Below are 13,858 nucleotides of genomic sequence, written 5' to 3'. Positions count from 1 at the left end.
AAAATCAGGAGCCCATGCGGTAGTTCGGGGATTCCTTGGTGATCGTCACGTCGTGAACGTGACTTTCCTGGATGCCAGCACCGCTGATACGCACGAATTCCGCTTTGGTACGCAGGGTGTCGATGGTACCACAACCGGTCAGTCCCATACAGGAGCGCAGGCCCCCCATCTGCTGGTGAATGATCTCTTTCAGGCGACCTTTATAGGCAACGCGGCCTTCGATACCTTCCGGTACCAGTTTGTCCGCAGCGTTGTCGCTCTGGAAGTAACGGTCAGAGGAGCCTTTGGACATCGCACCCAGAGAACCCATCCCGCGATAAGATTTGTAAGAACGCCCCTGGTAGAGCTCGATTTCACCCGGGGACTCTTCGGTACCCGCCAGCATGGAGCCGACCATCACGGCAGCAGCGCCAGCAGCGATTGCTTTCGCGATATCGCCGGAGAAACGGATACCGCCATCGGCGATAACCGGAATGCCGGTACCTTCCAGCGCTTCTACCGCGTCGGAGACGGCGGTAATCTGCGGGACACCAACGCCGGTGACGATACGGGTAGTACAGATAGAACCAGGGCCAATACCTACTTTCACCGCGCTCACGCCCGCTTCAGCCAGGGCACGTGCGCCGGCACCGGTGGCCACGTTGCCGCCGATGATTTGCAGGTCAGGATATTTAGCACGGGTTTCACGAATGCGCTGCAGAACGCCTTCAGAGTGGCCGTGGGAGGAGTCGATCAGCAGAACGTCAACGCCTGCAGCAACCAGCGCATCTACGCGCTCTTCGTTGCCTGCGCCTGCGCCAACCGCTGCGCCGACGCGCAGACGACCATGCTCATCTTTACACGCATTCGGTTTACGTTCCGCTTTCTGGAAATCTTTAACGGTAATCATGCCGCGCAGATGGAAGCCATCATCAACAACCAGCGCTTTTTCAACGCGTTTTTCGTGCATTTTGGCAAACACGACTTCGCGGCTTTCGCCTTCGCGCACGGTAACCAGACGCTCTTTCGGCGTCATGTAAACGCTGACAGGCTGGTTCAGGTCGGTCACGAAGCGGACGTCGCGACCGGTGATGATACCGACCAGTTCGTTGTCTTCGGTCACCACCGGATAACCAGCAAAGCCGTTACGCTCGGTCAGCACTTTTACTTCACGCAGGGTGGTTGTAGGCAGTACGGTCTGCGGGTCGGAAACCACGCCGGACTCATGTTTCTTCACGCGGCGAACTTCTTCCGCCTGACGCTCGATGGACATGTTTTTGTGAATAAAGCCGATGCCGCCTTCCTGTGCCAGGGCAATTGCCAGGCGCGCTTCTGTTACGGTATCCATGGCTGCGGAGAGCATAGGAATATTCAGACGAATGGTCTTCGTCAGCTGGGTGCTGAGATCGGCAGTATTCGGCAGAACGGTAGAATGAGCGGGAACGAGGAGGACGTCGTCAAACGTCAGAGCTTCTTTAGCGATACGTAGCATGGGCAATATCTCGACCAGGGTGGATAAATATTGCCGTGGCATTATACAGAGCGTAACCGATTGCATCTACCCTTTTTTGAAAATAATACTTGCGATCGTCTATCATCAGGTTACTATCGACTGAATAACCTGCTGATTTAAAATTTGATCTTGCTCACATGTTGCCATCTCAATCCCCTGCAATTTTCACGGTCAGCCGCCTAAACCAGACGGTTCGCCTGCTGCTGGAACAGGAAATGGGCCAGGTCTGGATCAGCGGCGAGATCTCAAACTTCAGCCAGCCCTCTTCCGGCCACTGGTACTTCACCTTAAAAGACGATAACGCCCAGGTGCGCTGCGCGATGTTCCGCAATAGCAACCGTCGGGTTACTTTTCGCCCGCAGCACGGACAGCAGGTACTGGTACGCGCCAATATCACGCTGTATGAGCCGCGCGGCGACTATCAGATTATCGTCGAGAGCATGCAGCCTGCCGGTGAAGGGCTGTTACAGCAAAAGTATGAACAGCTAAAAGCGCTGCTGGCGGCGGAAGGTCTTTTCGATCAGCAGCATAAGCAAGCGCTCCCCTCCCCTGCGCGCTGCGTAGGCGTCATCACCTCGAAAAGCGGCGCGGCGCTACACGACATTCTGCAGGTGCTGAAAAGACGCGATCCGTCGCTGCCGGTGGTTATCTACCCAACGTCGGTTCAGGGCGACGATGCGCCAGGGCAAATCGTTCGCGCCATACAATTAGCCAACCTTCGCGAAGAGTGTGATGTGCTGATCGTTGGCCGCGGCGGCGGTTCTCTGGAAGATTTATGGAGCTTCAACGATGAACGGGTAGCGCGGGCGATTTTTGCCAGCCGCATTCCGGTCGTCAGCGCCGTCGGCCATGAAACCGACGTCACCATCGCCGATTTTGTCTCCGACCTGCGGGCGCCAACTCCTTCAGCCGCTGCAGAGATTGTCAGCCGCAATCAGCAGGAGCTGCTGCGCCAGCTGCAGTCCGGCCAGCAACGTCTGGAAATGGCGATGGACTATTTTATCGCCAACCGTCACCGTCGTTTTACCCAGCTGTTCCATCGTCTTCAGCAGCAGCATCCGCAGCTGCGATTAGTACGCCAGCAAACGGCGCTGGAAAGGCTACGCGAGCGGATGCGCCTTGCGCTTGAAACGCAGATGAAACGCGCCGATCAGCGTCAACAGCGCGTCATTCAGCGGCTGAACATGCAAAACCCGCAGCCGCGCATCCACCGTATTCAGTCACGCATTCAGCAACTCGAGTACCGCCTCGCCGAGAGCATCCGCTCGCGTTTAAGCGAGCGCCGCGAGCGCTTCGGCAACGCGGTTACCCATCTGGAGGCCGTGAGCCCGCTGGCAACGCTGGCCCGCGGCTATAGCGTAACCTCCGCCAGCGACGGCAAAGTGCTGAAGCAAACCAAACAGGTGAAGACAGGCGATCTGCTGACCACTCGTTTAAATGACGGCTGGGTCGAAAGCGAAGTCAGAACGATTACGCCGGTGAAGAAAACCCGGGCGAAGAAAAAGTAACACCGGTTATTCTACCGCCGCCCACTCCACGCGTTTTTTCGAAATCAGCCCGTGCCCGTTCTGGCAAAAATAATCCACTGCGCCACACGCTTTTAAAACCTCCAGCGGCTTGTGGCAATCCGGACAGCGGGCTTCCAGGGCAAAGTCTTTCGCACAGTGCTGACAGTGTGCATTGTGATCCTGTCGTGCCAGCGGCGCGCGACAGATGGGGCATGCGAGTTCCATGATGATTCCTTACCGAATGTTCGTCTATCCAGTTTACCACGGCGGCGGTTCAGTGTGGCCCACGTAATTGCTGCTGTAATTCAAGCAATAGCGCCACTTCGCCGATCCGTCGCTGCGTTAACCGGGACACCTCCTCGGGAGCGCGAACAAACAGGCTGTCTTTCCCCAGAATATGCTCGCCCAGGCAATGCTCATAGATAGCGCCCGGCCGCCGCCAGCGCTCAATACGATCGCCATCAATCAGCTCCACCACTTCGCAATTATCGCGCCGGTCCTGATTGATAATGCGTCCATCGCGTAACCAGATGCGCACTCCTTTTTGTCCTCCCGCCGGTCCGGCATATTTGTTTAGCCAGATATTGAGCGGGATACCGCTGAGTTCCCCCTGCAGATGGGCATTGCCTTCCGCGGTTTGCGTATCACCACGGGCAATGGCATGACCCAGCCGATCGCTGGCCTGCCGGATTTCAAGGTGCATCTCATCCGTGCCACCACAGTAGCGGATTGTTTCGCGCAACATCGCCAGCACATGCGTACCAATATCAAGAATCACGCCGTCAGGATGGCGCAACTGGCGCGTATCCGGCTCACCGGTGGCAAAATTGAGCGCCACGGGTTCGCCCTGGTCGTTAAATCCGCTGGGCTCCTGCAAAAAGCCGTCAATACGCACGATATCCTGGATTGACGACAGCAGAGGCCGACGGGACTGCAGCTCATCTTCCCCCTGCCAGCGATCGTCCAGCTCACCCAATGCCCGCTTCAGCGCGCCGTCCCGCGCCATCCAGTGATCGAGCGCCAGTACCCGCCGCGCATGCTGCGGCTCGCTGAGCAGCTCACGCAGACGGGTCATTTGTTCAAGGGTCGCCACAACCGGTTTTTCCACCACAATGCGCGGACAGGCTGATGCCAGCGCCGCCTCCAGCACCGGAAGATGCTGCAACGACGCGGTGGTGATAAATAGCAGATCTAACGGTTTTCCGAGCAGTGCCGCTAATGACTCACAGCGGGTTATCCCCGCTAATCTCCTGGCAGGATTCACATCGAAGCCCCAGCATTCGCTCATGGGGTTCCCCAGATGCCTCAGCGCGGGAAGATAAGCGGTTTCGACTACCGCGCCCAGCCCAACAAATCCAGTCTGCATAGTGACCTGCCAGTAAATTGGTGGAAATAATAGGGGTATTATACACATCGAACGGGCGACGAACGTGATTCACCAATATCACGGGTTGTTGAGAGATAAAAAAACCCGCCAGCGGCGGGTTTCTCTTATTTGCTTTTCTTGATGTGTTTAATCAAGCGCTTACGCTTACGCATCTGGTTCGGCGTCAGGGTATTGCGTTTGTTGGCAAACGGGTTTTCCCCTTCTTTGAACTGGATACGAATCGGCGTCCCCATGACGTCCAGCGACTTGCGGAAGTAGTTCATCAGGTAACGCTTATAGGAGTCCGGCAGGTCTTTTACCTGGTTACCGTGGATGACCACAATCGGCGGGTTATAACCACCGGCATGGGCGTATTTCAGCTTCACGCGACGGCCGCGCACCAGCGGCGGCTGATGATCTTCTGCCGCCATGGTCATGATACGGGTCAGCATCGCCGTCCCGACGCGACGGGTTGCGCTGTCATACGCTTCGCGTACGGATTCGAACAGGTTACCGACGCCGCTACCGTGCAGTGCGGAGATAAAGTGAATCCGTGCAAAGTCAATGAAGCCCAGACGGAAGTCCAGCGTCTCTTTAACCTGCTCTCTCACTTCCTGGCTCAGGCCATCCCACTTATTGACCACAATCACCAGCGAGCGGCCGCTGTTGAGGATAAAACCGAGCAGAGAAAGATCCTGGTCGGAAATCCCTTCACGCGCATCGATAACCAGCATCACCACGTTGGCATCTTCAATGGCCTGCAGCGTTTTGATGACCGAGAATTTTTCGACCACGTCGGTAATTTTACCGCGCTTACGCACGCCCGCGGTGTCGATGAGCACGTATTCACGTTCGTCGCGCTGCATCGGAATGTAGATACTGTCGCGCGTCGTCCCCGGCATGTCGTAGACCACCACGCGGTCTTCGCCGAGAATACGGTTGGTCAGCGTGGATTTACCCACGTTCGGACGGCCGACAATCGCCAGCTTAATCGGCAAATCTTGCGGGTTGAAGTCGTCTTCTGGCTCTTCCGCTTCTTCACCGTTCTGTTCCGCTTCAAACTGCGCCCAGTACGCCGCATCTTCATCGACCTCTTCCGACGGGTCGATCTCTTCGGCCCACGGCAGCAGGACGTGCTCCAGCAGGCTGGTCACGCCGCGACCGTGAGACGCAGCGATCGGATGGATATCGCCGAGGCCCAGTGACCAGAAGTCGGCAATCGCCTGATCGGCATCAATGCCGTCGGTTTTGTTCGCCACCAGGAAAGTCGGCTTTTCACGGGAGCGAAGATGTTTGGCGATCGCGGTATCAGCAGGCATCAGGCCCGCACGCGCATCGACCATAAACAGCACGACGTCCGCCTCTTCAATCGCCAACAGCGACTGTTCCGCCATTCGGGTTTCAACGCCATCTTCTGTGCCATCGATACCGCCGGTATCGATACAGATAAATTCACGACCTTCAACTTCAGCACGACCGTACTTACGGTCACGAGTCAGCCCCGGGAAATCCGCGACCAACGCATCACGAGTGCGCGTCAAACGGTTGAAAAGCGTGGATTTTCCAACATTAGGGCGCCCGACAAGCGCGACCACAGGTATCATGTTAAATGCCTCTTACAAATTGCTATGCAACATCGATTTAACGACGTTTTTAAAAAAGTCAAAACGGCCCCTGTCTGCCAGGAGCCGTTTCTCAATTCGCACTATACCCGTTGTCTCTCAGTGAACTTCGCTACCGGCTGCGTTGCCGGCCGCCGCGAAGAAACTCAAGAGCCGCGGGGTAAGCCGCCACGACTAACGCGTAATAGAATACAGCGTGCCGTCTGTTGCCTGGATCAGCAGTCGACCATCGGCTACCACCGCGTCGGTACGGAAGCCGGAGCTATCCACTTTCTGCTGAGCCACAAAGTGACCATCTTCCGGGTTCACCCAGTGCATATAGCCTTCGCTATCACCGACCACCAGGTTGCCATTATACAACACCGGCGCAGTCAACAGGCGATGCAATAGATCGCTTTGCGTCCACAGCGTCACGCCACCTTCGGTGGAGAGCGCCAGGATGCGGTCATTCTGATCGACCAGGTAGATACGGTTGCCGTCAACGATAAAGTCGTTCACGGAACCCAGCTCACGCTTCCACATGATCTGGCCGCTGCGCAGATCCAGCGCGGTCAGGTTGCCATTATACGCCAGCGTGTATACCACACCGTTGACGATAACCGGGGTCGTATCGACATCATTCAGACGATCGATTTCCGTCGGTCCGGTCGCTTGGGAGATACGCTGTTGCCAGATAATCTGCCCTTGTTGCATCAGCACGGCGCTCACGCGGCCGTTATCGCCGCCAACGATGGCTGCGCCATAGGCGGTCGCCGGTGCCGATTCACCGCGCAGAGACAGCGCCGGCATATCCAGGTTAACGGTCCACTTCACCGCCCCATCCGCTTCATTCAGCGCCTGCAGCTGACCGTTGCTGGTGTGAACCAGAACCATGCCGTCGCTGACTACCGGACGAGAAATCGCTTCGCCCGCAACGCGAGCCTGCCACGCCACGGTACCATCGCTGGTATTCAGGGCGAACAGCTGCGCTTTTTCGCTGCCGATATAGACATGACCGCCGGAAACGGTGATGCCGCCAGAGAGCAGCGCAGGCGTGCGAGAGAACCAGCCGTCTTTTTCAGCCAGGTTAACCGACCATACCTCTTTACCGTCATCAGCGTTCAGCGCTTTGACGGTGCCCTTACGATCGGCCGCATAGACGACGCCGTCGGCGAAAGCCGGGTGCAGGTTAGAATAGAAATCGCCGATACCATCGCCAACAGAGGTGCTCCAGGACGTGGACGGCGTAAACTGATTTTCCACCGTCGGCAGCGGTGACATTTTCACCACATCTTCTTCGCTGTTAAACAACGAACAACCGCTTAATAAGGTAACGGAAAGCAGCCCTGGCAAAAGTAATTTACGCAATTGCATCGAGTCCCTCTCAGATGGACAGATTATTTATTTTCATACGCATCATTTCGCTGAGCGCAGGTGAAGCATCGCTTTTCACGCCAGCTTCCCAGGCTGCGCGAGCGCCTTGCTTATCGCCTTTGTTAAGCAGAATCTCACCACGGAGATCGGCGACAATAGCGGCCCAGCCTTCACCTTTAATACCCTCAAGGGTTTTCAGCGCTTCATCAGGTTTCTTCAGCTGCAGCTGTACACGCGCAAGACGCATATTGATAACCGACTTCAGGTTATCATCCGGCGCGGCGGCCAGGCCCTGCTGAAGCTGCTTTTCGGCATTTTGCAGATCGTTCTTATCGACAAAACGCTGGGCCAGCTCCAGAGAAGCAAACGCGCCATAGCTGTTTTTGCTATCGGCGGCAAATTTTTCCGCCGAACCGATCGCTTCCGGCTTGTCTGATTTGAGCGCGGAAATGGCGTTTTCATAGGCTAAAGAGGATTCTCTCGCCGTATCCTGCTGATGAGAACTCCAGTAGCGCCAGCCAACCAACGCGCCAATCCCTAAAATCACACCAACGGCCAGCGCTTTGCCATTTTCGGCAAAGAAACGCTTGAGCGCATCGACCTGATCGTTTTCGTTGTTATACGTTTCCACGCAGTCCTTCTCCTGACTAATGATTCCCGGGAGATTAACCCAGAAGTGCGCGCAAATGCGCAGCAACGCTATCCTGCGTTACGGTAGTTTGCTCACCTGAGCGTAAATCCTTCACTACCACGTTTCCGTCAGCAATTTCTGATTCACCGACCACCAGAGCAACGCGAGCGCCCCATTTATCCGCGCGGGCAAACTGTTTCTTAAAGTTGCCGCCGCCGTGGTTGGTCATCAGCTTAGCGCCGGGCAGCTCATCGCGAACCCGCTCAGCCAGACGCATCGCTGCAGACTGGGTATCGGTTCCGGAAGCCACCAGGTATATATCGACAACAGGATCGGCTTTAAATTCCGGATTTACTGCCTGAACCAGTAAAACAAGACGCTCCAGCCCCATAGCGAAGCCTACGGCCGGCGTTGCACGCCCGCCCAGCTGCTCTACCAGACCATCATAACGACCGCCGGCACAGACCGTTCCCTGGGAACCGAGGCTGGTGGTGACCCACTCAAACACGGTACGGTTATAATAATCCAGACCGCGCACCAGACGCTGATTGACGGTATAGCGAATACCGGCATCGTCCAGCAGGGCACACAGGCCCGCGAAATGCGCTTTGGAGTCTTCATCCAGATAGTCGCCCAGCGCAGGTGCGTCGTTGAGCAGCGCCTGCACCTGCGGATTTTTGGAATCCAGGACGCGCAGCGGGTTGGTATACATGCGGCGTTTGCAGTCTTCGTCGAGCTTATCTTTAAACTGCTCAAGATAGGCAACCAGCGCATCGCGATAGGTTGCACGCGCTTCCAGCGAACCGATGGAGTTCAGCTCCAGCGCAACGTGGTCAGCGATGCCCAGCTCACGCCACCAGCGAGCGGTCAGCATGATCAGCTCAGCATCGATATCCGGGCCCTGCAGGCCAAAGACTTCAACGCCCATCTGGTGGAACTGGCGATAGCGCCCTTTCTGCGGACGTTCGTGGCGGAACATCGGCCCGACGTACCACAGGCGCTGTTCTTGATTGTACAGGAGACCATGTTCGATGCCGGCACGTACGCAGCCCGCCGTCCCTTCCGGACGCAGCGTCAGGCTATCGCCATTGCGGTCCTCAAAGGTGTACATCTCTTTTTCAACCACGTCGGTTACTTCACCGATCGCGCGTTTGAATAACGGGGTCTGCTCTACAATCGGCAAACGGATTTCGCTGTAACCGTAGCTGCCGAGCACCTGTTTCAGTGAGCCTTCAATGCGCTGCCAGAGAGCGGTCTCGCCCGGCAGATAATCGTTCATGCCACGGATGGCTTGAATGTTCTTTGCCACGTTTATTCTCTTTATCTATATACAAAAATGAACCCCGACGCCGCGCGTCTGCGGGTTCAATCATACACGGGAAGTGATACACCGCCCCGGATTATTTCTCTTCGACCTGCTGAACATTGATGCGACGCGCTTCATCGAGCATCGAGGCTTTCGCACGGATCCGCGCTTCCAGCTGATCGATCATATCGTCGTTGTCCAGCCTGTCTCTACGCACGCCATCTTCATAGAGGCCGCTTTTTTTATTGCCGCCGGTCACGCCAAGCGTCGAAACCAGCGCTTCGCCCGGACCGTTCACCACGCAGCCGATAATCGAAATGTCCATCGGCGTAATAATGTCTTCCAGACGTTGTTCCAGCGCGTTAACGGTGCCGATAACGTCAAACTCCTGACGCGAACAGGTCGGGCAAGCGATGAAGTTGATCCCGCGAGCGCGGATGCGCAGGGATTTCAGAATGTCGAAACCGACCTTGATCTCTTCAACCGGATCCGCCGCCAGGGAAACGCGCAGGGTGTCGCCGATCCCTTCAGACAGCAGCAGCCCCAGGCCGATCGCCGACTTCACCGCGCCGCTACGCGCGCCGCCGGCTTCAGTGATCCCAAGGTGCAGCGGCTGATCGATCTGTTTCGCCAGCAGACGATACGATTCTACCGCCAGGAAAACATCGGAGGCCTTCACACTGACTTTAAACTGATCAAAATTGAGACGATCGAGATGATCGACATGGCGCATAGCTGATTCCAGCAGCGCCTGCGGCGTTGGTTCGCCGTACTTTTCCTGCAGATCTTTTTCCAGCGAACCGGCGTTGACGCCGATACGGATAGGAATGTTTTTATCGCGGGCGCAATCAACCACCATGCGGATACGTTCTTCGTTACCGATGTTGCCCGGGTTGATACGCAGACAATCCACACCGTACTCCGCCACTTTCAGGGCGATACGGTAGTCAAAGTGGATATCGGCGACCAGCGGGACGTTGACCTGCTGCTTGATAAGCCTGAACGCTTCCGCTGCATCCATCGTCGGAACGGAGACGCGGACGATATCCGCGCCTACGCGCTCTAAGGCTTTGATTTGGTTTACCGTCGCAGCCACATCGGTGGTGCGAGTATTGGTCATCGACTGTACGGCGATGGGAGCACCATCGCCAATCGGCACATTCCCAACGTAAATACGTTTTGATTTTCTACGTTGAATCGGAGCCTGGTTATGCATGAAAAATCTCCCGCGTTACCCGTCTGTTACTGCGCCGGTGATGTTTCGGCATTAAGGGTCAGACGCGCAACCTGGTTAGTTCTGATAAAACGACTTAAATCGACGGGTTTACCCAGATACTGAATCTGTACCGCTGCCGGTGCGCCAATTTTCAGTTTATAAGGCGCCTGACCGCTCAGGTTCAGATTACCGCCCTTACGTTGCAAACCGCTGAACAGTTTCTTGCCGGTTGCATCGCTCACTTCCAGCCAGCAGTCGGCAGAGAAGTTCAGAACCAAATCCTGGGCCGCAGCGGCCGCAGCGGCCGTAGCGGCTGCATTAGCCGGGGCGGTTGGCAGTGGAGAAGTCGGCGCCGCGGCAGCCGGTGCGCTATCGACATTGGCCTGAGACGGCGCCACAACGGCGTTATTATCAACCGGTGCCTGGGTAGAGGCCGTCGGTGCAGGGGTGGTATCAACCGGCGCGCTGTTGGCAGTGCTATCCGGCGCCGTATTGCTGGCGCCGGTATCCAACGGAATACTCTGGCTGCTGTCGCCCGCATTCAGTTCAGCGGTTGACTGGTCGGCCATCGAGGTAATTTCTTCCTGCTGGGCCTTATGGTCTTGCCACCACCAGGCGCCGCTGAGGCCAATGACCACAAACAGTACCAGCCAGGTGAAGCTCATCAGCCAGCCGTCACGCTTTTTACGGCGTTTTCCCAGGGAGAAGCTCTGCATCGGCGCAACTTTCGCGGCACGAATCGGGGCCTGTTTTGCCATCATTGGCAGCAGTTCATCTTCCGGAATGTGCACAAGGCGCGCATAGGAGCGGATGTAGCCGCGCAGGAAGGTAGAGGCCAGGTCGGCCGGCGCCTTGTCGTCTTCAATATCACGAACCGTGGAAACTTTCAGGCATAAGCGCTCCGCCACCGCTTGCTGGCTGAGTCCGAGTTGTTCACGGGCATGACGTAGACGCGTGCCCGTCGTATTTGCTTCTTGATGGTCTTGAGTGGCTTCAGTGTTCATTCGACAACTACTGGTACGTGAATTTAAAGTTCAGCGCCGGTTTACCCCGCGCCGCGAAACATCTGCTAAACGTCACACGAAGAGTATAAGTCCGTATGACCCACTATCACAGATACTTATCAATATTGAATGCTAAGCGGTTGTAGTGCCGCTACATACTGCCTCAAAGTCGACAAAAACGCACCGTAATTATTGCCCGAATCAGCGTATTTCGCCTGGCGATTAGGCATAAATCCGCAGCGCATGCTTCATGGCGTGCGCTGCGTCATTTATCAGACCGTCTTCACATCAATGGCTTCGCCCTGCATGCGTTTACGCAGCGTACGTTTGGTCCGGTCGATAACGTCGCCGGCCAGCTGTCCACAGGCGGCGTCAATGTCATCGCCGCGCGTTTTACGCACGATAGTGGTAAAGCCATATTCCATCAGCACCTTGGAGAAACGGTCGATACGGCTGTTTGAACTACGGCCGTAAGGCGCGCCCGGGAACGGGTTCCAGGGAATGAGGTTGATCTTGCACGGCGTATCTTTCAACAGCGCCGCCAGCTCATGGGCATGCTCGGTACCATCATTGACGTGATCCAGCATGACGTACTCAATGGTGACGCGACCCTGGTTGGCATTGGACTTCGAAATATAGCCGCGGACCGAGTTCAGGAAGGTCTCAATGTTATATTTCTTGTTGATCGGCACGATCTCATCACGAATGGTATCGTTGGGCGCGTGCAGAGAAATCGCCAGCGCCACGTCAATCATATCGCCGAGTTTATCCAGCGCCGGGACCACGCCTGAAGTAGAAAGCGTCACGCGACGTTTCGACAGGCCAAAACCGAAATCGTCCAGCATGATTTCCATCGCCGGGACGACGTTAGTCAGGTTCAGCAGCGGTTCGCCCATCCCCATCATCACCACGTTGGTGATCGGACGTTGGCCGGTAATTTTGGCCGCACCGACGATTTTCGCCGCACGCCATACCTGGCCGATAATTTCTGAAACCCGCAGATTACGGTTAAAGCCCTGCTGCGCCGTCGAGCAGAATTTACACTCTAAAGCACACCCAACCTGCGACGAAACGCACAGCGTCGCACGATCGTCTTCCGGAATATAAACCGTTTCCACACGCTGATCGCCGACGGCAATCGCCCATTTAATGGTACCGTCGCTGGAGCGTTGCTCCTCAACGACTTCCGGCGCGCGAATCTCCGCGACTTCCTTCAGCTTGTTGCGCAGCACCTTGTTGATATCGGTCATATCATCAAAGTTGTCGCTGCAGTAGTGATACATCCATTTCATCACCTGATCGGCGCGGAAGGGTTTTTCACCCATGTTTTTGAAAAACTCGCGCATCTGCTGACGGTTCAGGTCCAGCAGGTTGATTTTGGCATCTTTGTTCGGCACCGTCAGAGCGGCGGTATCAGGTGTGACAATATGTTCAGACATAATCTATTCCGGCCTCGTTGTTACACGTTATGGCCCCAGGAGGGTTGAAAAAAGAAACGCCCCTATGAACGAGTGCTCGTCCAGGGGCGCTGCATTGTACAAATTCTGCTGCATCAATACCACGTTTGCACGCGGCAATGATGAAAAAATCTGTTACTGCGTACTTGAGCCTCTATGGCTTTTCGATTGTCGAAAAGATGAGGCTCTGAATCTCCAAAGTATTTCACGTCACGGCGAGGCGGTAAGTTCGCAAATCCCCGGGAGCATAGATAGCTATGTGACCGGGGGCGCGAATGAAGCCAACAAAGCGGTGGCGTGAAAGACGCAGGAGATTAACGAGTGCGCGGGCAAACCTCGCCTTCAGCGAAGAAGAACGCGATTTCGCGAGCGGCAGATTCAACGGAGTCGGAACCGTGGGTGCCGTTCTCGGTGAAGCTGTCGGCGTAGTCTGCGCGCAGAGTGCCTGCCAGCGCGTTGTCCGGGTTGGTTGCGCCCAGCAGGTCACGGTGACGCTGAACGGCGTTTTCGCCTTCCAGAACGGAGACCACGATCGGGCCGGAAGTCATGAACTCAACCAGACCGTCAAAGAACGGGCGACCTTCGTGCTCAGCGTAGAAACCGCGAGCCTGTTCAACGGTCAGGTGCAGCATTTTGGTGCCGACGATTTTGAACCCTGCAGCTTCAAAGCGAGAAAAGATGCTGCCAATAACGTTTTTTGCCACCGCGTTTGGTTTGATGATGGAAAAAGTACGTTCAATAGCCATGATTACCTCTAATAAAGTGTTCTGTTGTTGCGCATACGATCGTATGGCCTGGCGCGCATTATAATGAGCAACACCGACGCTGCCTATGGATGAAGGTAACATTTTGTTAAAATAAGACGAGTTTTAGCAACACATAAAACAGGGGAATTGGGCATCT

12 protein-coding genes are annotated in these 13,858 nt (G+C 55.9%); 1 reads left to right on the top strand and 11 read right to left on the bottom strand.

The window, feature by feature from the left end; all coding sequences use genetic code 11:
• Positions 1–4 precede the first annotated feature (4 nt).
• Positions 5–1,471 (bottom strand): IMP dehydrogenase, encoded by a 1,467-nt coding sequence (gene guaB, locus BV390_RS19745; RefSeq protein ID WP_032686508.1) that lies wholly within the window; start codon positions 1,469–1,471, stop codon positions 5–7.
• A 158-nt stretch (positions 1,472–1,629) separates the two neighbouring features.
• Between guaB and xseA the strand changes: the two genes are divergently transcribed.
• Positions 1,630–3,000 (top strand): exodeoxyribonuclease VII large subunit, encoded by a 1,371-nt coding sequence (xseA, locus tag BV390_RS19740; RefSeq protein ID WP_032695547.1) that lies wholly within the window; start codon positions 1,630–1,632, stop codon positions 2,998–3,000.
• Between the two features lie 6 nt (positions 3,001–3,006).
• Here xseA and BV390_RS19735 read toward each other — a convergent pair whose 3' ends face one another.
• From BV390_RS19735 to ndk, 10 genes are all read right to left on the bottom strand, one after another.
• Positions 3,007–3,225 (bottom strand): zinc ribbon domain-containing protein, encoded by a 219-nt coding sequence (locus BV390_RS19735; protein ID WP_032686505.1) that lies wholly within the window; start codon positions 3,223–3,225, stop codon positions 3,007–3,009.
• Between the two features lie 49 nt (positions 3,226–3,274).
• On the bottom strand, positions 3,275–4,366 hold the full coding sequence (locus tag BV390_RS19730; protein WP_085397247.1) for a Gfo/Idh/MocA family oxidoreductase: 1,092 nt from the start codon (positions 4,364–4,366) through the stop codon (positions 3,275–3,277).
• Positions 4,367–4,491: 125 nt separating this feature from the next.
• Positions 4,492–5,970, bottom strand: coding sequence for a ribosome biogenesis GTPase Der (der, locus tag BV390_RS19725; protein WP_004866324.1), 1,479 nt, complete (start codon positions 5,968–5,970; stop codon positions 4,492–4,494).
• Between the two features lie 192 nt (positions 5,971–6,162).
• Positions 6,163–7,341 carry an outer membrane protein assembly factor BamB gene (gene bamB, locus BV390_RS19720; protein WP_004866328.1) on the bottom strand — a complete coding sequence of 393 codons (1,179 nt, stop codon included), beginning with the start codon at positions 7,339–7,341 and terminating at the stop codon, positions 6,163–6,165.
• A gap of 10 nt (positions 7,342–7,351) precedes the next feature.
• Entirely contained in the window at positions 7,352–7,972 is a 621-nt protein-coding gene (locus tag BV390_RS19715; RefSeq protein ID WP_032686503.1) for a YfgM family protein, read from the bottom strand.
• Between the two features lie 34 nt (positions 7,973–8,006).
• Complete coding sequence (hisS, locus tag BV390_RS19710) at positions 8,007–9,281, bottom strand: histidine--tRNA ligase (RefSeq protein WP_032695549.1); 1,275 nt, start codon at positions 9,279–9,281, stop codon at positions 8,007–8,009.
• 91 nt (positions 9,282–9,372) lie between these two features.
• Positions 9,373–10,494: a flavodoxin-dependent (E)-4-hydroxy-3-methylbut-2-enyl-diphosphate synthase gene (ispG, locus tag BV390_RS19705; protein WP_032695550.1), complete on the bottom strand. Its 1,122-nt coding sequence runs from the start codon at positions 10,492–10,494 to the stop codon at positions 9,373–9,375.
• Between the two features lie 26 nt (positions 10,495–10,520).
• On the bottom strand, positions 10,521–11,498 hold the full coding sequence (gene rodZ / locus BV390_RS19700; protein WP_085397246.1) for a cytoskeleton protein RodZ: 978 nt from the start codon (positions 11,496–11,498) through the stop codon (positions 10,521–10,523).
• A gap of 272 nt (positions 11,499–11,770) precedes the next feature.
• Positions 11,771–12,937 carry a dual-specificity RNA methyltransferase RlmN gene (rlmN, locus tag BV390_RS19695; protein WP_004866345.1) on the bottom strand — a complete coding sequence of 389 codons (1,167 nt, stop codon included), beginning with the start codon at positions 12,935–12,937 and terminating at the stop codon, positions 11,771–11,773.
• Between the two features lie 332 nt (positions 12,938–13,269).
• Positions 13,270–13,701: a nucleoside-diphosphate kinase gene (gene ndk, locus BV390_RS19685; RefSeq protein ID WP_004866348.1), complete on the bottom strand. Its 432-nt coding sequence runs from the start codon at positions 13,699–13,701 to the stop codon at positions 13,270–13,272.
• Positions 13,702–13,858: the final 157 nt, after the last annotated feature.

Origin of the sequence: Klebsiella sp. YJ, from assembly GCF_002108615.1 — a bacterium.
Classification (GTDB): Bacteria; Pseudomonadota; Gammaproteobacteria; order Enterobacterales; family Enterobacteriaceae; genus Klebsiella; species Klebsiella planticola.
Note: the sequence above shows the minus strand (reverse complement) of the source record. Positions and strands in the feature narration are given on the sequence as shown.

Excerpts from the sequence above, each read along its gene's own strand:
- BV390_RS19735 (WP_032686505.1), bottom strand. The coding sequence starts at position 3,225 with ATGGAACTCGCATGCCCCATCTGTCGCGCGCCGCTGGCACGACAGGAT.
- der (WP_004866324.1), bottom strand. The coding sequence starts at position 5,970 with ATGATACCTGTGGTCGCGCTTGTCGGGCGCCCTAATGTTGGAAAATCC.
- ndk (WP_004866348.1), bottom strand. The coding sequence starts at position 13,701 with ATGGCTATTGAACGTACTTTTTCCATCATCAAACCAAACGCGGTGGCA.
- xseA (WP_032695547.1), top strand. The coding sequence starts at position 1,630 with ATGTTGCCATCTCAATCCCCTGCAATTTTCACGGTCAGCCGCCTAAAC.
- guaB (WP_032686508.1), bottom strand. The coding sequence starts at position 1,471 with ATGCTACGTATCGCTAAAGAAGCTCTGACGTTTGACGACGTCCTCCTC.
- rlmN (WP_004866345.1), bottom strand. The coding sequence starts at position 12,937 with ATGTCTGAACATATTGTCACACCTGATACCGCCGCTCTGACGGTGCCG.
- rodZ (WP_085397246.1), bottom strand. The coding sequence starts at position 11,498 with ATGAACACTGAAGCCACTCAAGACCATCAAGAAGCAAATACGACGGGC.
- bamB (WP_004866328.1), bottom strand. The coding sequence starts at position 7,341 with ATGCAATTGCGTAAATTACTTTTGCCAGGGCTGCTTTCCGTTACCTTA.
- ispG (WP_032695550.1), bottom strand. The coding sequence starts at position 10,494 with ATGCATAACCAGGCTCCGATTCAACGTAGAAAATCAAAACGTATTTAC.
- BV390_RS19730 (WP_085397247.1), bottom strand. The coding sequence starts at position 4,366 with ATGCAGACTGGATTTGTTGGGCTGGGCGCGGTAGTCGAAACCGCTTAT.